The organism is Paenibacillus sp. XY044 (assembly GCF_002257645.1).
Lineage (GTDB): Bacteria > Bacillota > Bacilli > Paenibacillales > Paenibacillaceae > Paenibacillus_AQ.
The window spans coordinates 826819-845600 of the sequence record NZ_NQMO01000001.1 but is presented as its reverse complement, the minus strand read 5'-3'; the positions used below and the strand labels follow the sequence as shown (position 1 = coordinate 845600).

General features: G+C 53.7%; 16 protein-coding genes. All 16 read right to left on the bottom strand.

From position 1 onward, the window contains the following. Positions 1–226 precede the first annotated feature (226 nt). The 16 genes from CJP46_RS04035 to CJP46_RS03960 all read right to left on the bottom strand — a co-directional run bounded on the left by CJP46_RS04035 (position 227) and on the right by CJP46_RS03960 (position 18570). Entirely contained in the window at positions 227–1144 is a 918-nt protein-coding gene (locus CJP46_RS04035) for a cupin domain-containing protein (RefSeq protein WP_483874438.1), read from the bottom strand. A 232-nt stretch (positions 1145–1376) separates the two neighbouring features. After that, positions 1377–2300: a ribose ABC transporter substrate-binding protein RbsB gene (rbsB, locus tag CJP46_RS04030; protein ID WP_094594292.1), complete on the bottom strand. Its 924-nt coding sequence runs from the start codon at positions 2298–2300 to the stop codon at positions 1377–1379. 16 nt (positions 2301–2316) lie between these two features. Next, positions 2317–3285 carry a ribose ABC transporter permease gene (rbsC, locus tag CJP46_RS04025; RefSeq protein WP_094594291.1) on the bottom strand — a complete coding sequence of 323 codons (969 nt, stop codon included), beginning with the start codon at positions 3283–3285 and terminating at the stop codon, positions 2317–2319. Between the two features lies 1 nt (position 3286). Continuing rightward, complete coding sequence (locus CJP46_RS04020; protein WP_094594290.1) at positions 3287–4768, bottom strand: sugar ABC transporter ATP-binding protein; 1482 nt, start codon at positions 4766–4768, stop codon at positions 3287–3289. Between the two features lie 15 nt (positions 4769–4783). Next, a complete protein-coding gene (rbsD, locus tag CJP46_RS04015) occupies positions 4784–5182 on the bottom strand; it encodes a D-ribose pyranase (protein WP_094594289.1) in 399 nt (132 codons plus the stop codon). Further along, positions 5182–6060: a ribokinase gene (gene rbsK, locus CJP46_RS04010; protein ID WP_094594288.1), complete on the bottom strand. Its 879-nt coding sequence runs from the start codon at positions 6058–6060 to the stop codon at positions 5182–5184. The genes rbsD and rbsK overlap by 1 nt, the downstream gene beginning before the upstream one ends. A 1-nt stretch (position 6061) precedes the next feature. Next, positions 6062–7042, bottom strand: a complete 981-nt coding sequence (locus tag CJP46_RS04005; RefSeq protein WP_094594287.1) for a LacI family DNA-binding transcriptional regulator — start codon at positions 7040–7042, stop codon at positions 6062–6064. Between the two features lie 410 nt (positions 7043–7452). Further along, positions 7453–8328 carry a YitT family protein gene (locus CJP46_RS04000; RefSeq protein WP_094594286.1) on the bottom strand — a complete coding sequence of 292 codons (876 nt, stop codon included), beginning with the start codon at positions 8326–8328 and terminating at the stop codon, positions 7453–7455. Positions 8329–8481: 153 nt separating this feature from the next. Beyond that, positions 8482–9708 (bottom strand): cation:proton antiporter, encoded by a 1227-nt coding sequence (locus CJP46_RS03995; protein WP_094594285.1) that lies wholly within the window; start codon positions 9706–9708, stop codon positions 8482–8484. Between the two features lie 4 nt (positions 9709–9712). Beyond that, positions 9713–10207: a cation:proton antiporter regulatory subunit gene (locus tag CJP46_RS03990; protein ID WP_094594284.1), complete on the bottom strand. Its 495-nt coding sequence runs from the start codon at positions 10205–10207 to the stop codon at positions 9713–9715. 539 nt (positions 10208–10746) lie between these two features. Next, positions 10747–11106: a hypothetical protein gene (locus CJP46_RS03985; RefSeq protein WP_094594283.1), complete on the bottom strand. Its 360-nt coding sequence runs from the start codon at positions 11104–11106 to the stop codon at positions 10747–10749. Between the two features lie 255 nt (positions 11107–11361). After that, a complete protein-coding gene (locus CJP46_RS03980; protein ID WP_094594282.1) occupies positions 11362–13560 on the bottom strand; it encodes a hypothetical protein in 2199 nt (732 codons plus the stop codon). 15 nt (positions 13561–13575) lie between these two features. Further along, the gene (locus CJP46_RS03975; protein ID WP_094594281.1) at positions 13576–15237 is read right to left on the bottom strand and encodes an extracellular solute-binding protein; all 1662 of its coding nucleotides are present in this window, start codon (positions 15235–15237) and stop codon (positions 13576–13578) included. Positions 15238–15298: 61 nt separating this feature from the next. Beyond that, positions 15299–16195: a carbohydrate ABC transporter permease gene (locus tag CJP46_RS03970; protein ID WP_094594280.1), complete on the bottom strand. Its 897-nt coding sequence runs from the start codon at positions 16193–16195 to the stop codon at positions 15299–15301. Between the two features lie 12 nt (positions 16196–16207). Next, positions 16208–17119: an ABC transporter permease gene (locus tag CJP46_RS03965; protein ID WP_094594279.1), complete on the bottom strand. Its 912-nt coding sequence runs from the start codon at positions 17117–17119 to the stop codon at positions 16208–16210. A gap of 287 nt (positions 17120–17406) precedes the next feature. Further along, on the bottom strand, positions 17407–18570 hold the full coding sequence (locus CJP46_RS03960; RefSeq protein WP_373557955.1) for a GntR family transcriptional regulator: 1164 nt from the start codon (positions 18568–18570) through the stop codon (positions 17407–17409). Positions 18571–18782: the final 212 nt, after the last annotated feature.

The following is an 18782-nucleotide window of genomic DNA, read 5'->3' as shown; positions in this document are numbered from 1 at the left end:
CTGCGCCTTATGCGCTGAAGTGTCGGTCTGTTTTTGGTTGTAGACTCTAAATATACAGGATCGGTATTGTTGAGCGTCCCCATCGAATGAAGAGGCAGCTTTCATGATGGATACGCGACTGGTTTGTTCCGTAGATATATTTTTTTCTGTACGTGTTTTGGTTCTGCACAGCAGGAAGTAATTTCTTTTAGTTTTCGTGGTCTTTCAGGTCTCGTCGGACGAGTCTTTAAACCATATGGTACGGATACTGATATCCCCGTTCCGGTTCGCGGGGCGCACTCTGGGCCATGTTTGTATACGTCGGCTGGGGCGGAAGCGTTTGGGCCTGCGGTTGATTAAGGTGCTGTCTGTATGGATACCTTCCGTCCGAATAACCGCTATGGGGATAATGCATGATCGGGACTTGCGGATTCGGATAACCGCTGTTCGGATGCTGTGAAACGGGACTTAGCTGATTTGGATAACCACTGTTCGGATGCTGTGAAACGGGACTTAGCTCATTCGGATAACCACTGTTCGGATGCTGTGAAACAGGGTTTAGCTGATTCGGATATGCCTTATTGGCCGCGGCTCCTTGAACCTCGCCTTTACAATCTCTTGGCGGGCCGATGTAGGTTCTCGTCTGAACCGGGGCGAACGTATCCTTTACTTTCGCTTCGTCCATGCAGTACGAGTGGGCCCAAATTTCCGGTGGCGTTATTTTCAAAATGTCAGAGCCAAGAATGACTTCCGGCGTAGGCGCGTCGAAGATCGCCAATAAATGCGTGTGGTCGACGGTCGCAATTTCGTAGTGCCACCATCCCTGGGGAACGTTCGCCACTTGGCCCGGCGTGATCGGAAAATTGAGGAGTTCGTTCGTAAACGGATTGATCAGCGATACGACCGCAGCGCCAGATATACAATATACCAGCTCAGCTGCGTTCTGATGATAGTGGGGCTCCACCACATTCGACTTGCTGAGAAAAATATCCAGCAGCGATGTGTTTTCCAGCGTGTTTAGGTTAGCGATGCCGAGTACATTAATATAATTGTTCGCGTCTTTGCGAAACAGTGGGTTTGTATTCAAGTCAAACGTAAACTGCGTGGATGGAGACGTATAATCCATGTATGAAGTCATTGGGAAAGGTTCCTGCCCTTCTGTCATAGCAATTTTGCATTCATGTATGCTGTAAAATATGCAGATGCCTATGGGGATGTGCCTAGGGCCCCTCTCTCCCAGCCATCGTCGAACACAAAAAAAAGCCCCCATCCATCCTTCGCAATGCTTTCGCGTCGATGGACCGAGGGGGCATAACCGTTCTCAAATCATCTGATTCTATGATGAATACCTATCACTTCGCTAATCGATCTCTCTAATCTACCTCTTCACTGCGATCTTACTGCTGATCCTTCGTCACCAGCTTCAGTGGTGCCGGGATCGATTTATCGACCGTTTTGCCCTGCAGCACGTCCTTCGCCGCCTGCACGGCCATCTGGCCGATCAGCTCGGGCTGCTGCGCCACGGTGGCGGTAAGCTTGCCGGCTTTGATCGAGTTCAGCGCGTCCTCGTTGCCGTCAAACCCGATAACCGGGATGTTTTTGCCGGAGCTCTGGATCGCTTCGATCGCGCCGAGCGCCATCTCGTCGTTGTGGGCGAAGACGGCTTGCACGTCCGGGTTGCCCTGCAGCAGGTTTTCCATGACGTTCAGACCTTTGGTCCGGTCAAAATCGGCCGCCTGCTTCGCAATGACGTTCAGCTCGGTATCGGCCACTTCGTGGAAGCCTTTGCCGCGTTCGCGGGTTGCGGATGCCCCCGGCACGCCTTCCAGCTCGATGACTTTAGCGCTTTTGCCGAGCATCTTCACGATGTATTCGGCCGCCATTTTTCCGCCTTTGACGTTATCCGATGCGACCAGCGCTTTCACGTCCCCTTTGTCCGAGGAACGGTCCAGCGTAATGACCGGAATGCCCAAATCGTTGGCGTTCTGCACCACCGTGGAAATCGCGGCGGAATCCGTCGGGTTGATCAGAAGTACGTTGACCCCTTTTTGGATCAGGTCGTCCACATCATTGCTCTGCTTAGCCGAGTCGTTCTGGGCGTCGACGACGATCGTCTCCATGCCCTGCTTCTTGGCCTCGGCCACCACGCCGTCCTTCAGCGAGACGAAGAACGGGTTGTTCAACGTGGAGACGGACAAGCCGATTTTCATTTCCTTGATATCGCCGCCCGTCTTGGGCTTGGCCCATTCCGGCGGTTCCAGCGAACAGCCCGTGGTCAGAATCAACAAGAGTGCTGCTACAATTAGCGTAATTTTTTTCATGATGATCTACTCCTTCTTATGCGGATTTCTTCCGGTCGATCAGGACGGCGATCAGAATGACGATCCCTTTGACGACCATTTGGTAGAAGGAAGAAACGCCGAGCAAATTCAGACCGTTGTTCAGTGTACCGATGATGAGCGCGCCGATCAGGGTGCCGACGATGCGTCCGCGTCCGCCGGACAAGCTCGTGCCGCCGAGGACGACCGCCGCGATGGCGTCAAGTTCGTAGGATGTGCCCGCCGTCGGCTGCGCCGAGTTCAGGCGGGAGGTCAGGATGGCGCCGGCCAGAGCCGACAGCAGTCCTGCCAGGGAATAGATCATAATTTTTACGCGCGGTACCTTGATACCGGATACGATCGATGCTTTTTCGTTGCCGCCGATGGCATAGGTTTTACGACCGAACGGCGTTTTATTAAGAATGACCCACAGAATGACGAACGTAATGATCATCGTGATGGCCGGTACCGGGATGCCGAGCTCGTATCCGCGCCCGAACAGTTGGAACAGACGGCTGTCGCCAAGTCCAGTGATCGGATTGCCGTCCGTGTACACCATCGTCAAGCCTCTGAATACCGTCATCGTCGCCAGAGTCGCGATAAACGGCGCCATTTTGCCTTTCGTAATGAGCAGGCCGTTCACCATACCCATCACGCCGCCGAGAAGACAGCCGATGATGATCGCCAGAATCGGATCAAAGCCCGACACCAGCATATTGGCGACAAACGCACTGGACAAAGCCAATATCGAACCGACGGACAAATCGATGCCGCCTGTCAGAATAACAAAGGTCATGCCAAACGCGATGAGCGCGTTGATCGATACCTGACGGAGCAGGTTCAAAATGTTAAGCGGTTCCAAAAAGCTCGGATTCAGCACCGACACGATAATGATCAGAATGATCAGCCCCAGCAGCGGGCCCAGCTTTTGCATCACTTGCGATAGTTGAAAGCCTTTTGGCTTTTTAGCGTCTTGAATGGTTGTCATGTTACTGTCCCCCTGTTGCTAACGTCATTATTTTTTCCTGCGTGGCTTCTTCTCTGCTCAGTTCCCCGCTGATTTCGCCTTCATGGACGACCAGAATCCGGTCGCTCATGCCCAGCACCTCAGGCAGCTCGGAGGAGACCATAATAATCGCAACGCCGCGTTCGGTTAATTCGTTCATCAATTGGTAGATTTCCCGCTTCGCCCCGACGTCGACCCCGCGCGTCGGCTCGTCCAGGATCAGCACTTTCGGGCCGATGCCGACCCATTTGGCGATGACGACCTTTTGCTGGTTACCGCCGGACAAGTCGCCTGCCGCGGTTTCCATGGACTGCGTCTTAATCTGCAGCCGTTTGATCAGAAGGTCGACGAAGTCTTTTTCCCGTTTGCCGGAAATAAAGCCTTTGGACGTAAAGCCGGACAGGCTTGGCAGCACCATATTTTCGCGGATCGTGAAATCGAGCAGCAGTCCTTCATCCTTCCGGTCCTCCGTTATAAAACCGATGCCGCGTTTGACCGCGTCGTCCGGCTTGCGGATATGGACTTTCTTACCCTTGACCCAAATTTCCCCGCTGTCGAGATGATCCAGCCCGAACAGGGCGCGCATGATCTCGGTCCGTCCCGAACCCATCAGGCCGGAGAAGCCGACGATCTCGCCCGAACGCACCTGGAAGCTGACATTATCGAACAGCCCCTTGCGGGTAACATTCTTCACTTCGAGCACGACGTCGCCTGGCGACGGGTTTCGCTGCGGGTAACGCTCGGTCAGCTCGCGGCCGACCATCTTTTTCACGACCTCGTCAAAGTTGGTGTGCGGAATGTCTTTGGTGTCCACCGTTTTACCATCGCGCATGACCGTGATCCGGTCGCAGATTTCAAAAATTTCTTCCATCCGGTGCGAAATATAGACGATGGAAACGCCTTCCTTTTTCAACGCGGCAATGACGTCAAACAGCTTGCGGATCTCCCGCTCGGTCAGCGCCGCCGTCGGCTCGTCCATGACGATAACTCTGGCGTCGGTCATAAGCGCCTTGGCGATCTCGATCATCTGCTGCTGGCCTACCGAGCATTCCCCGGCTTCGCGCTGAAACGGGATGTCTACCGCCAGCTTGTCGAATTGGGCTTTTGCCAGCGTTTTCATTTCTTTGCTGTTCAGCAGTCCAAACTTCGTCGTCATTTCCTTGCCGATAAACAGGTTTTCAATGACCGTCATGTCCGGCCACACGTTTAATTCCTGGTGGATAAAAGCGATGCCCGCTTTTTCCGCTTCCTTCGGATTTGGAAAATACGTTTCCTTGCCATCGATCTTGATGACGCCCTCATCCCGCTGATGCAGACCGATCAGGATGTTCATCAGGGTGGATTTGCCGGCGCCGTTCTCCCCCATCAAGGCGTGAACTTCGCCTTCCCGCAGCTCAAAATCCACACCGCTCAGCACGTGGTTAGTGCCAAAGGATTTATAAATGCCTTGCATTTGTATGTGCATAAGGGTTCCTCCTCTTTATCCAAAATGGACGCCGGATTGCAAAATACAGTTGGCGAACGGCTTGGCTTCTCCGGTCCGGATGACCGCCTTGGCTCTGCGGGTCAAAGCTTTAAACTGTTCGTGAGGCACGTCCTCAATCGGGCAATCCGCAAATGTATGATCAATGTAGGCTTGCGCCTGCGGGTTATCCGCTTTCATTTCCGCGGCGACGATGACCTTTTCGATGACCATGTCCTCCGCTATGGAACTTACGACCTCTTCAAAGCTCGGATTCCCAAGCTTCAGGGCGAGGTCGATTTTCGTGACCCCTTCGGGGATGGGAAGGCCCACATCGGCCACCACGATCGTGTCGGTATGGCCGAGGTCGGCGAGGACTTTGGCAATGTGACTGTTCAGCATCCCATGTTTTTTCATTACAGGCTCTCCTCCACTTCTTGTCGCGTCGGCATGCCGCCCTGCGCACCGAACTTCATGACCGACAGCGAAGCGGCACGGTTGGCGAACCGGACGCTGTCCGCGATCGGCTTGCCTTCGGCGAGCGCTACGGCAAAGGCGGCGTTAAAGGTGTCTCCAGCGCCGGTTGTGTCGACCGCTTCGACTTTATAGGATGGAATAACAACCTCTTTCTGTCCGTCAAAATAACGCACGCCGCTGCTGCCTTCGGTAATGAACAGCTTGTTCGGATATTTGCGAAGCGCTTCGGATACGCGGTCATCGCCGAACATGATCGCAGCCTCATGCTGATTCGGCGTAATGTACGCCGCGTTCTCGATCACTTCATTCTTGATCGGACGCGCAGGGGCGGGATTCAGCAGCAGCGGGACGCCGTGCTCAGCACAGATTCGGCTGACGTGCTCCACCGTTTCTTCGGGAATTTCCTGCTGAATCAGCACCATACCCGCGGTGGTGATTGCTTGCATGGCTTTGTCGATGTAAGCCGGTGTAACTTCATCATTTGCTGCTTTGACGACGACGATACTGTTGTCTCCTTCGGCCAGCACAATGTGAGCCGTTCCGCTTTCCATACCTGTAACCGGTTCCACATCGTCTACAGAAACTTGATTGGCACGGAAATTGTTCAAAATCGCTTCGCCAAAGTGGTCGTCCCCCACCCGGCCGATCATGTTAACAGTGGCTCCGAGGCGGGCCGCTGCCACCGCCTGGTTGGCTCCTTTGCCTCCAGGCACGGTTTTAAAGCTCTCTCCGAGAACGGTCTCTCCCGCTCCCGGACGTTTGGACGATGTCACTACCAGGTCCATCGAGCTGCTTCCGATTACGCAAATGTTAGCCATCTTAATCCACCTTTCTGGTCGTATCCCGCTCTACGAAAGAAACGGGCAGTTGTATATTTCGATTGTCCACTTTTCCCTGCTCGATCAGGCGGATCAGCAGCAGCGCCGCTTCCTTGCCCATGTCGTATGCCGGCTGCCGGATCGTTGACAGCGACGGGGAGAGCAGGCTGCTGAGCGGGATATCGTCAAAACCGATCACCTGCACATCCTCCGGCACGCGCTTGCCGAGGCGCTGAGCCTCATGCAGAACGGCGGTCGCCACGATATCGTTGCTGGCGATGACCCCGTCGGTGTCGAGATGCTTGGCGAACAGCTCTTTGGCCCAGCTTTCCGCTTCCGCAAAGGAAAAGGACGATGTCTGAATGACGTTGTAGTCGATCCCCGCTTCCTCGAGTACCTCGACGGCGCCCTGGAACCGGTCCTGGGCGGGACGGATATGTACGGGTCCGCGCAGGACCGTGATCCGCTTGCTGCCGCGGGCGATCATTTCCTGGGCCGCCAGCCGTCCGCCCTTGCGTCCGTCCGAGTACACCGACGGACTGTCGCTGGACGTTCGGTCCAGAAACACGACCGGGATGTTCAGCTTGGCATAAATGTCCGAATCCGGACGATTTGTTGAGGAAATGACGCCGACCACGTTATTTTGAATGAAGGTCTGGATGTATTCCTGTTCCTTCTGCTCGTTCTCATCACTATTGCCAAAGATGATGCGGAAATCGTTGGCCTGCATGCCGTCCTCTACACCCCGCGCCAATTGTGGGAAGTAGGGGTTCGTAATGTCTGGCAGCAAAAGTCCGATCAGCCTTGACTTGCGTTTGTATAATGATCTTGCAACTTCGTTCGGCGCGTAATTCAACGCTTTAACCGCATCCTCCACTTTCTTGCGGGTATCGGCATGAACGTATCCTGTTTCGTTAATGCACCGGGATACGGTTGCGACCGAAACCCCTGCATGGCGTGCTACATCTTTGATCGTTACCATCTGTCATTATCACCTCGAAATGTGGAACCGGTTACACACATAAAATAACACATCGCTTCACCTTTGACAATAGCGCTTTCAAAAATTACCGACTGGTTAATATTTGCAGATGGCATAAAACGCACGCACCGTGCGGAAAAATAAGTGCAGGAGCATGATGGGCGGCGTTCTGCCTTGTGACGACGTTTTGGGATGAACCGCTCCCCCATTCATCAATAGAGACGAAAGTGCATCTATTTTCGGTCAAAAGCGCTCTTTTTTCCCCAATAACTGCAAAAGTGCAGTTATTGGGGAAAAAAGGCCTCAGGCGACCGTTTCACCGGAAATGAACTGCACTTTCGCATCTATTTTGATTCTAATGCCCTCATCCTGCATAAAATTTTTGCAGTTATTTTGGGATACCGAGCGAGCTACTTCTTTGCCGACCGTTCGATCCACACAATCTCCGCCTGCGCATCAGCTTTGCGTACTACCGCCTTAAAGCGCGGCACATCCAGCAGATGCACGCTGTACATCAATCGCGTCTGAGCGGGACTCCGCCCATGTTCACTCTCAGGGTCCTGACCGATTTCCGTCTCATTCCATGCGAGTCCCTCAAGCCGCAGCCGGCTTTTCAGCCCGGCCTCCACCTGCCGGGGGTTCGCTGTAGTCACGCCGGCCAACCGGCGAAACCCGAAAATGACGATTCCGGCGGTTTCATAGGCCGCCAGGCAGGCGAACGCGGAGTACAGCGTCCGCTCCCATCCCAAAGCGGCGCCGGCGGTGACCAGCACCAGGGCGTGGCAGAGCAGCAGCAGCCGCTCCACGGAGATGGCCGGGCGGGTGCCCGCTTGAATCCCGGCCGAACGGATGCGGTCGGTTTTTTCGAGGCCGAGCGCATCCAGCAGGCCGCCCGATTTGACGGCCAGCCCGCCGCCGAAACCAAGGCACAGGCCGCCTGCCAGTGCGGCAATCACCGGCTCGCCGCTGACTGCCGGAAGCGGCGCCAGCAGAAACGCCGATCCGGCAAATGCAAGCAGACCCGGGAGCACCTGGAGCATGACTTTTTTTTGGCCCAGAAGAGAATAAAAGAACAGCAGCGGTAAATTGAACAGCACCAGCAGGATGCCGAAATGGTTATTGGTGTGAAATGAAACCAGGCCAGAGATACCAGTGACACCGCCGGCAATCAGCTCATGCGGATGCAGAAACAGCTCGACGCCGACCGAAGCGGCGATGCCACCGATGACCGATTTGAAAATGGCATGCTTACCGTTACTGCCTGAACCTCCTATTGTTTTTCTCATGACCTTACGGTCCGTTTGATCGGATCATGCATAACCTTCCCTCCCTAAACTGTAATGGAAGTTCATTGGATGGGATCGCATTTCCCCAAACAGGATGCTGCACACTTGATCACGCGTTAATCCGGGAAGTATACCATGCACATCTTCCGGCTATTACAGCGCCTCTTCCTTCTGAATCCCCGCTTTTCGGTCCTTGAATTTGATCCAGCGATTCAAAAAAACAAAAATCGATTTCGACTGCTTGGTTAGCAGCGGACCCAGGATGGCCAGGATCAGCACGTAGATCGCCGAAAACGGCTGGAGTATTTCCATCAGACCTCCGTCTTTGCCCAGATTGGCCATAATGATCGAAAATTCGCCCCGCGATACGATCGTCAGCCCGATATTGGCCGAAGCTTTCGGAGACAGCGAAGCCGTCCGCCCGGCCAGCATACCTGCGCTGAAGTTCCCGATCAGCGTCACAATGACCGCCGCCAGTGCAAGCCATATGGCATTTCCGCCCAGGGACATCGGGTCAATGGAGAGGCCGAAGCTGAAGAAAAAGATCGCCCCGAAAAAATCCCGGAACGGCATGATCAAATGCTCGATCCGTTTGGCATGTTCCGTTTCGGCCAGCACCAGCCCGACCAGCAGCGCGCCGATCGCCTCGGCCACGTGAATCGTTTCGGAGAAGCCCGCCACCAGAAACAGCGCGCCGAAGATCACTAGTGCAAACAGCTCGTTGGAGCGGATCCGCAGCCATTTGTTCAGATATGGCACTGCTTTGCGCCCGATGATGATGACGGCGAGCATAAAACCGAGCGACACGAGAGCCGACAGCAGCACGCCTCCGATCGAGCTGGAATCGCTCAGCACAAAGCCGGACAGAATCGAAATATAGACAGCGAGGAAGACATCTTCGAACATGATGATGCCGAGAATCATTTCGGTCTCCGCGTTTGCGGTCCGTTTCAGGTCCACCAGCACCTTCGCTACGATCGCGCTGGAAGAGATCGTCGTAATCCCCGCGATAATCAGCGTTTCGGCGAGCGGGAACCCGCTGAAGAACCCGAGTATAAGTCCCAACGTGAAATTAATGCCGATATATATCGAACCGCCCACAGCGATGGACCGTCCCGACTTGATCAGCCGGCCGACGGAAAACTCGAGTCCCAGGTAGAACAGCAGGAACAAAACGCCGATACGTCCCATAAAATCGATAAACGGTGCGCTTTCGATAAACCGGAAGTCGAAATGCCACAGCTCCATTGCGTGCGGCCCTACTGCCATGCCGATCAAAATATAGAGAGGGATCACCGAAAAACGCAGCTTTGAAGAGATCAGTCCCCCCAATGCAATGAGTACGATCGCCAAGCCGATTTCAAATACCAAATGCTCCATCCTTTCACCCGCTTCCGTTCATTAAAATTTGTTTAAACCGCTTTTGCTGCTCCCGCTCCCCGATGGCGACGACCGTCGCCTCCGCGTTCAGCACGGCTTCCGGGCCGGGATTGACCTGTTTTCCGCTGCGTTTATCCATCAGGGCGATGACCGATACCCCGGCGTTTTGCCGTATGTTCAGTTCGCCGATTGATTTGCCTGTGCACGCATAATGCGGCTCGATCCGGTACCACTCGATCGTCAGCTCGTCAAACGCCATTTCCACCCGTTCGAGCTGCTTCGGTTTGTACGTCATGCCGCCGACAAGGGCGGCCAACTGCCGCGCTTCCGGATCTTCCAAGGTCACCATCGAAATACTTTGGTCCAAATCCTCGTACGAAAAATGGTAAAGCTCACGCCTGCCGTCATCATGAATGACCACGACCATCCGGTCGCCGCTGGCGGTATCCATTACATATTTCATCCCGATCCCGGGCAATACAGACTCACGAATATCCATGAGAATAGCCTCCTGTAATTACATGATTAATTTGAGAAACATTTCACATATTGTTGGGTTGTTGCAAATGGCAGAATGCATCTTTTTTTCGAAAAAAGCACATGGCATCCGCAACAATCACGACTCCAACTCATAACGCCGCAACAAAGCTCTACACAATGGCATCGAAGCCATACCAATCAGAAGTAAATCCAGATCAGATCAGTCCGGATCAATCCTGCCTTTACCATTCTCGTTCATGCCTAGACCAGTCTTTGCAGAAAAACAAACCATCCAAGTATCACAAAGCCTATCCACCTAAGCCATCGCTTTAAGAGCCATGAAATAACCCATTTACTAAGAAATTGCGCATGGAATCACTTTGAAAAGAAGCCGATCGGCGCCTCAACGTTTTTCGTTTAAGAATCAATAAAACAACGCTTATTCATCGATTTTTGGGTACACGAAACGAACCGTCCCGCTATCGGCTTTTTTTGCAGACCAGGTGCGAGGATGCCCCCGGCGCACGCCAATAAGGAACCGTCTATACAGGAAGGATATTAAGCCACGTAACTCGAGGTAAATTTAATCGGAAGCAGCAGCAAATACTTTTTACGGAGAAAAATACACGGAACAAATGGAAGCCGCGGTTTGGGAATACGCAGCAAGAGCAGCAGCGGCAGCACAAAAAACAGCGGAAGAGCTGACGCCAGCATGATAAGCCTCTGCATGAGGGTTGGCGTTTTACGTACCAGCGGTTTGCTTGGAGGATCGATCCGGCTGTACACCGTTTCGGTTTCCGTTGAACTTGCAGGGGAAGTGAATACTTCTACTTCAAAGGGAATGGGAAAGGTTGCCATTTGAATAACGCCAAGAACGACAATGAACATCATCCGAAGTCTATTCATCCATGCTGCCATCCTATCCCCCCTCTTGTGAAAAATTCATATATGATTATTCTAACACAAATTAGAGGGCTGCTTCAAACCGGTGGACAAGCCGGGACAAGCTGTCATCACCCCGATAAAAAATTTTGATCGGCCGAATACGTTCATGCGATCCGCTTTAAATTCAGCAAAAAACCGGCGGACCCAATAGGCTCCGCCGGTTTTTTTGACTCAACATCTTACTGGTTTTCTCATTATGATCATTCCGTCAGATATAATCAGGGACCTTTATTCCGGCCAAGTGACCACAATCTCAATCCCTTCCGGCACGCCGGGGTATTGAATCAGAACCGTTTTCGAACCGGAATCATAGGCAAACGCCGCCGGCTGTCCGCCTGCCGTCACCGCTGACGGAGCGGCCGGGACGCGAAGACGCGTGCTGACCGTCATCTCGGAAGGGGACTCGGAGACGAATGTCAGCTTACCATCAAGGTATTGCTCCTCGCGAATCCGGGATGCGCTGACAAGAATCGCCGGCTGGTCTGTCGACTGTGCAGCCGGATGGTTCAAATCAAACAGAAGGCGGTCATCGCCGGGCTGAAGCTCCACCCGGTCCAGCACCGGCAGCTCCGGCTCGAAGATGTCGACGAACGACCCTTCAAGCTGTGCCGCGGGCTCCGCTGCGTCCCGCTCGTCGAGCGCATGCGCAATCACATATGGTCCACGCCGGATGTGAAGCAGGCCGCTCTCAAGGTAGGAATCCCGCTCACCGCGTAATTGAAGCGCCTGTTTCACGCTGCCTAGGACCTGCTTGGCGCCAGCTTCCGAGCGGGACAGCTCGGCAGGATGCTGCCGGTAGTACAGCACGGCACCATCGCCGACCCGGTGCTCACCTTCCCCTGGATTACGCCCAAGCCCCATCGACTCGAACAGATGCTCTTCCGGTCGGTCATAGGCGCGGCGGGCGTCGCGGTTCCACCATTCCTGCACGGTGTGGAAAGGATCGCTTCCGTCGCCGTAATAGATCAGTACGCCTCCCTCGCGAACCCACTGCCCAAGAACCTGATGGATGCCGGGATGCTCCGGCTTCATCAGCTCGTAGCTCAGCACTAACACGCGGTAACCCGCCAAATATCCGGGAAAGGTCAGGATATTGTCCAGCTGGACCGGCCGCAGCGGAATGCCGGCCTTGACGAGAGGCAGCGCCATCCCGTAAAAGGCCGACCAGTCCAACAGCTCCTGCTGCGCTTCGCTCAGCTCTTCCGTACCTGAGGTGCCGTCGTACTTAAACTCCTGCTTGCGATCAGCTTCATCCGGGTCGACGTCCCCCCGCTGATACATCGCGGAGTTCGCCAGCAGAACGCCGATCCCGGTCGTCGCCTCGCCTTCCTGCACATCCCCGTCATACCGGTGGATGTCACGCAGCACGTTCATGATGGTGAGCAGGGACGTTTTATAGCCGGCCGGAATGATTTCCTTGCCGCTGCCGTCCTCCTTCGGATACCCCAGCTCGAACACCCGCCAAGGCCAAGGGCATACCTCATATTGGGAGACCCCCGGATGCAGCAGCGAAGCTACGACCGTTGAGCGGTAATTCTTCGCGTAATCCTTCCATGTATACCGCGGATTGTCCTCGATCGGGTCGTGAAGGAACCACATTTCGCGGCCCGTGCCGCGGGTCAGTTCCTGCATGACGCCATACTCCAGAAATGCCGTTTCAAAGGTGCGCTCTTTGCGGACACCCTTGTATACATTTTCGGTCCGGGAGGTTCCCGTCCAGATCTGGGCGATGAATCCGTCGCAGGCCGGCATGTTTACGAGCAGCGCCTCTGGACTGATGATCCGCCACTGCGTATAGTTGATCAGGCTGTGCGTCGGAACATAGAAACGGACCGTCCGCCCGTAGTGGACAAGCGCGTACTCCTTCATCTGGCTGCAGATGCGGTCCAGCGCCCGGTAGTACACATAAGCTTTCAGCTTGGAAGCGCGGTATTGGGCGTCCGGCGACGAGTGCGGGGGAATCCAATCCTCGCCGTAGTAGTTTCGCCATTCCCGCTTGAAGGCTTCGGAATAACCCGAAGCTGCCCAAAATTCCGGTTCTTCCATATGGATGGCCTCTACCCCGCTGTCGATCGCCTGCTTGATATGGGTCGCCAAATATTCGGCGAACGAGATGGTCGGCACCATATACGGGACATCCTTGCCGTGACTTACCTGATCGCCTGCCCGGTTGACCTGGGCTTCATCCCAGTGATTGCGTCCGTCAAAGCGGCCGTATAAATAATCCTGGTACTCCCCCCAAGACACGCCAGTCATCAGATGAACCGTGTATCCTGCCTGCTTCCAGCCCTGAATGCGCTGCGGCAAATCTTCCGATATGCCGTAAACCATGACGAAATCCGTCCGGAGATCATACTTCGGCCCATAGGGACGAGATTCCTGAAATCCCGTCCATTCCGGCCCCTTGCTTCCTAATCGGCTGTTCAAGGGTGAACCCTCCTTTTAGTTCGGCATCGACAATTTGATGACTTCTTTCCCTTTCAATTCTTCATTTACAAACTTCATGGCGTCATCATAACCTGTGTTTTTGATTTGCCCGCGCAGATCGTTGATCACCTTGAGAGCTGCGTCGTCCGACTTGGCGAAGATCGCCTGCTTCCATACGTCGCCGATTTGGTCCATGGACGGCTTCAGCGTATCCCATTGCGGCGATTTCGCGATGACATCCCCCGGGTTGAAAGCGGAAATGACGCTAATGCCGTTCGGACGCAAAATTTTACGCGCGTTGTCCATCGCTTTCAGGCGATCCTGGTCCGCCCAAATATCTCCGCCGCCGACCGAATTAATGCGGTCCATGCCGGTCATATTTTCCAGCCCGATGCTGATGCCTTCGTTCTTCTTGGCCTTGCCTGTCGTGTCCGCCGTAAACTTGTCGAACCATTCCTGTTTGGCGGTCGGTTTGCCATCAACCATATCCCATTGCGTTCCCTGAATGCCGTAATGCACAAGCATAAAGCCTTCGTCGGAAGCGAGGAAATCGAGCAGTTTCAGTGCGGCATCGACGTTTTTGGCTTTTTTCGTAATGACAGTAACGTTATTGCCTTGAATGTTCAGGTCCACCGGACGGTTCGGTTCCGCCCCTGCGCGCTCCAAAGGTCCAACCGGTACATAATCGCTGCCCGGATGCGCTTTCACATATTCCTTGGAAGCATCCAAGATGGCAGGATAGTGCGCCGACAGCACCGCGATGCGCCCTTGCTTGATTTTCTCGTTGGCGATCGGGTCGGTTTGCGTAAAGGCATCCGGATCCAGCAGGCCTTCGGAAATCAGCTTGCGGTAATACAGCGTGTAATCCTCATAAGCTTTCGTGAAGAACACATGCTCCAGCGTGCCGTCGCCTTTGTCCTGGTAGTCGGCCCCGTAGAACATCGTATTCCCGATGCCTACCGCCCAGCCGTCATGGAAGCCGCCGAGCGGAATGACAGGCGCACCGTTTTCGCTCAGGTTGGCATCCTTGATCTTTTTCAAGAAATTGTACAAATCGTCCTTGGTCTTCACGGACTGCGGATCGACCCCGACCTTGTCGGCAATATCCTTCCGCACGTAAAATCCATACAGCCAGTCGTTAACGTCCTTGTCGGTTGCCGGCTGGTTTTGGAACATCATGTACTTTTTGCCGTCAATCCCGCCGATCGCCTTTTCGTACAGGGCCGGCGGTACGTTTTCCTTGGCAATCGCCTTGGCCAGGTTCGGATACTGGTCGATTTTGTCCGTCAAATCCACGAGCTGGCCTTCTTTGGCGGCCTTGATGATGCCGTCCAGTTCGCCGCCCCAGGCAGGACCGGTATAAATGTCCGGCAGATCCTGCGTTGCAAAGATCGTGTTGACCTTCTCGGCCTCGCTGCCTTTCGTGTAGTCGATTTTCACCTTGATGCCGGTTTTCTCTTCAATGGCCTTGAGAACAGGGTTCGTTTCGGAATCGGAACCCGAAGAACCGTTCCAGTTATTCAGCACCGTGACCGTGACCGTCTTGGAATCCGAGCCTCCGTCTCCCCCGTCCGCGCTGTCGCCGCTGCCACCGCTGCTGCTGCATCCGTACAGCATGCCGGATATCAGGGTAAACGCCATCAGAGAAGCTGCCAATTTAAACCGCTTTTTTCTCATATGAACCCTCCCAATTTGAATGAATGTATATGATATAGTCCCGCATGCAGGACGTCTATCCTTACCCCTTGACGGATCCGATCATCGTTCCCTTGACAAAATAACGCTGCAGGAACGGGTAGATGCACAGGATCGGAAATACGGTAATGACGAGCAGCGCCATCCGGAGCGACTCCGGCGTAGCCCCCGCCGCACTGACATTGACGGTCTGTCCTCCCTGCTGCGCCGCCCGCTGCATCGAGGACGACAGCGCTTCCGCTTCGGTCAGCATTTGCTGAAGCAGGGTTTGCACCGGAATGAGGCTTTTGTTCGACACGTAATAGGTGCCGGTGAACCAGTCGTTCCAGTGCATCACGCCGACGAACAGCGATATGGTGGCCAGCACCGGACCGGACAGCGGCAGAATGATGCGCATGAAGATCTGGAAATCGCCCAGACCGTCAATGCGGGCGGCTTCCTCGAGCTCTTCGGGAATGCCTTGAATAAACGTCCGAATGATGACGATATGCATAAAATTGAACAAGAACGGAATGACATACACCCAGAAGTTGTTGATCAGGTGAAGCTTCTGCAGCGTAATGAAATACGGGATAAAGCCTGCGCTGAAAATCGTAGGCAGAAAAATGTAAAAGGTGAAAAACGTGCGCCCAGGCAGCGTTTTTTTGGACAAGGCGTAAGCCATCAGCGTACTGAGCAGCACGCTGAGCACCGTGCCGAGCAGCGTCCGCAAAATCGTGATTTTGTAAGCCTGCCAAATCTGCGCATTGTCGAACACCTGGGCGTAATTGTCCAGCGTGAACTTCCGCGGATAGAAGTACAGCGCCCCCAGCATGGAATCCTTACCGTCATTAAGCGAATATACGAGTACGTAAATGAACGGATAAATCATGGAAAAGGCAAACAGCGAAAGCAGGAAGTAATTCAATACGGTAAACCAGGAAAACGATCGTTTCTCCACGGGGTTCCCTCCTTAGAACAGTGATACGTCGCTGACTTTCCGCGCAATCCTGTTGACTGTGACGATCAGGACCAGCGCGATCAGGCTCTGGAACAAGCCGACTGCCGCCGCATAGCTTAGACGGCCTTGCTGGATGCCCTGGGTGATAACATGGACGTCAAGCACGCTGCCGATAGACGCAGTGGACGGACCGCTCAGAAGCAGGAGCTGTTCGAAGCCCGCGCTCATCAGGCTTCCCGTCGCCAAAATGAACAGAATGACCGCAACGTTGCGGATGCCCGGCAGGGTGACGTGCCAGATCAGGCGGAAACGGCTGGCGCCGTCGATTTTCGCGGCTTCATACAGCTGCTGGTCAATACCGGCGATGGCCGCCATGTAGATGATCGAGTTCCAGCCTATGTTCTTCCAAATATCTGAGCCGAGAATAACTTCATAGAACCAGGAAGTGTTGTACAGAAATTGGATCGGCTCGACGCCCATTGACGAGAGCAGGTCGTTAACCGGCCCGCCATAGGTGGCGAAGAGGCGCTGCATCAAGGTCACGACGACGATCCAGGAAATGAAATAAGGCAAATAGGATAAAGTTTGAACGGTTTTCTTGAATTTCATGTTTCGGATTTCATTGAGGAGGATCGCAAGGATGATTGGCATCGGAAATCCGATAATCAGTTTCATCAGGCTGATGATGATGGTATTGCGGATAATGTCGGTTGATTGGTAGTAATCGAAAAATTGTTTGAAGTATTTCAGTCCCGCCCATGGGCTGCCGGAAAAACCACCCACGAACGTATAATCGCGGAAAGCGACCTGTACCCCGTAAAGCGGAACGTAGGAGAACAGAAAAAACCAGATGATCCCCGGAAGCATGAACAAGTAAAACAACTTATGCTTCCAGATCCGCTTCCACAGTGTTGACGAACTCATAAGCTCCACCTCTGTTTTCGGATAGTTTGGATAGTCCAGGTTGTGGCAAAGGGCTTGCTTTTACGTCTTCCTCCCCTCAAAAAAAGTTGTAAGCGATTTCATAACATATAGACTGTTCTCTTATCTACTTGACCTCCCTTGAAACGATGAAGAATCTTGGAAGCTCTTGGATTAACCATAATATAATATAAATATTTAACATATTCAATATGTTAATAAAAATAAAAAAGACCTTTTCGTTGTGAAAAGGTCTTTTTTCGTTCGGCATCGCTTCTTCCGATGGGGAATTAACGCGGTTTTACGGGGCCTGTCGTCTGCCCGACGACCAGTTCTGGAACGAGCAGCGTCTTCGTGTATCCGCCGCTCCGGTCCGGCCCCTCCGCAATGATGTCCACCAGCGTTTCCGCCGCGCGGAGGCCCATTTCATATTCAAACTGCTTGATATGCGTAAAAACGCTGAGATCTTCCACAACGGAGGTGGGATCGTCGAAGCTGACGATCGAGAGATCGCCCGGGATGGACAGCCCGTTTCTCTTTGCCATATGCTGGATCTGCACGCCAAGCTTGCCGTTCAGCGTAATATAGGCGGTCGCCAGACCGCTGCGGATGTAGCGGTACAGCGGATGCTTCTCCGGCTCATCCGAGGCATGGATCCGAAAGCCCGTAATGATATGGGCCGGATTGATCAGAGCGCCCTTGTCCTTTAGGGCGTCCATATAGCCCTCGATGCGCTCCTGGACGGTGACAGTCTGCAGTGGGGAATCGGAGCAAATGGCGATTTCACGGTGGCCCAGCTCCCACAAATACTCTACAGCAAGCCTTGTCCCGAGCCGCCCGTCGGCAGCGATATAATTGGTCTCGACGCCCGGCAGGAACCGGTCGATCAGGACGAAGGGATAGCCGGAGAACTTCAGGTTCAAAATTTCGTCGTTATAGTGCTCCTCGTCCACAGGGAAAACCAAAATCCCTTCCGCACCGATCTGCTTCAAGGTTTTGATGGCTTCCTTTTCGTGCCCCAAGTCTCCCTCGGACAGCAGAATCATGGTCCGGTATCCTTTGCTGCTGAGCCCTTTGCGGACGCCGTCGATCAGACGGACGGCAAAATAATCGTAAATGGACGGCATTACGAGCCCGATGAGCCCCATTCTCGGCTTCACCTCTTCCGGTGCCCGGCCAAAGACCGGACGCGGAACCTCTGCTTCTTCCGCTGCCTCGGGCTCACTGACAAAGCTGCCTTTTCCGGGAACCCGGCTGATGATGTTTTCATTCGCGAGGCCGGTCAGTGCCTTCACGACCGTAATCTTGCTCACATCAAAGCGTTCCATGAGTTCCTTTTCCGTCGGGATGCGGTCGCCGGATTTTAAGCCTTCCGATTCGATCAGTTCCCGGATGTACTGCTGTATTTTTTGATACAGCGGGGTCCGTGCGGTAACATTCAACAGGATCACCATACTTTAATTTGAGATTTTGTTATATATATTATCGGCTGGAACATGGGTTCGCAACATTCATCCTGACCAAAAAAATGGTCTAATCGTCTGATTTCTTAATTTGATATATTATATATGTTATATTGAACAAAGTATTTTGTATAGCGTCGTTTTGCGAAAATGTGGTAAAAACAAAAAAAGACCACCTCGATGCGGCAGCCTTTTTTTGAATT

What these genes read in the sequence shown, in the direction of transcription:
- CJP46_RS03985 (WP_094594283.1), bottom strand. Translation starts at nt 11,106, where the DNA reads ATGGCAGCATGGATGAATAGACTTCGGATGATGTTCATTGTCGTTCTT.
- CJP46_RS04020 (WP_094594290.1), bottom strand. Translation starts at nt 4,768, where the DNA reads ATGCACATACAAATGCAAGGCATTTATAAATCCTTTGGCACTAACCAC.
- rbsC (WP_094594291.1), bottom strand. Translation starts at nt 3,285, where the DNA reads ATGACAACCATTCAAGACGCTAAAAAGCCAAAAGGCTTTCAACTATCG.
- CJP46_RS03975 (WP_094594281.1), bottom strand. Translation starts at nt 15,237, where the DNA reads ATGAGAAAAAAGCGGTTTAAATTGGCAGCTTCTCTGATGGCGTTTACC.
- CJP46_RS03960 (WP_373557955.1), bottom strand. Translation starts at nt 18,570, where the DNA reads ATGGTGATCCTGTTGAATGTTACCGCACGGACCCCGCTGTATCAAAAA.
- CJP46_RS04000 (WP_094594286.1), bottom strand. Translation starts at nt 8,328, where the DNA reads ATGAGAAAAACAATAGGAGGTTCAGGCAGTAACGGTAAGCATGCCATT.
- CJP46_RS04035 (WP_483874438.1), bottom strand. Translation starts at nt 1,144, where the DNA reads ATGACAGAAGGGCAGGAACCTTTCCCAATGACTTCATACATGGATTAT.
- CJP46_RS03990 (WP_094594284.1), bottom strand. Translation starts at nt 10,207, where the DNA reads ATGGATATTCGTGAGTCTGTATTGCCCGGGATCGGGATGAAATATGTA.
- rbsK (WP_094594288.1), bottom strand. Translation starts at nt 6,060, where the DNA reads ATGGCTAACATTTGCGTAATCGGAAGCAGCTCGATGGACCTGGTAGTG.
- CJP46_RS03995 (WP_094594285.1), bottom strand. Translation starts at nt 9,708, where the DNA reads ATGGAGCATTTGGTATTTGAAATCGGCTTGGCGATCGTACTCATTGCA.
- CJP46_RS03965 (WP_094594279.1), bottom strand. Translation starts at nt 17,119, where the DNA reads ATGAGTTCGTCAACACTGTGGAAGCGGATCTGGAAGCATAAGTTGTTT.
- CJP46_RS04005 (WP_094594287.1), bottom strand. Translation starts at nt 7,042, where the DNA reads ATGGTAACGATCAAAGATGTAGCACGCCATGCAGGGGTTTCGGTCGCA.
- rbsB (WP_094594292.1), bottom strand. Translation starts at nt 2,300, where the DNA reads ATGAAAAAAATTACGCTAATTGTAGCAGCACTCTTGTTGATTCTGACC.
- rbsD (WP_094594289.1), bottom strand. Translation starts at nt 5,182, where the DNA reads ATGAAAAAACATGGGATGCTGAACAGTCACATTGCCAAAGTCCTCGCC.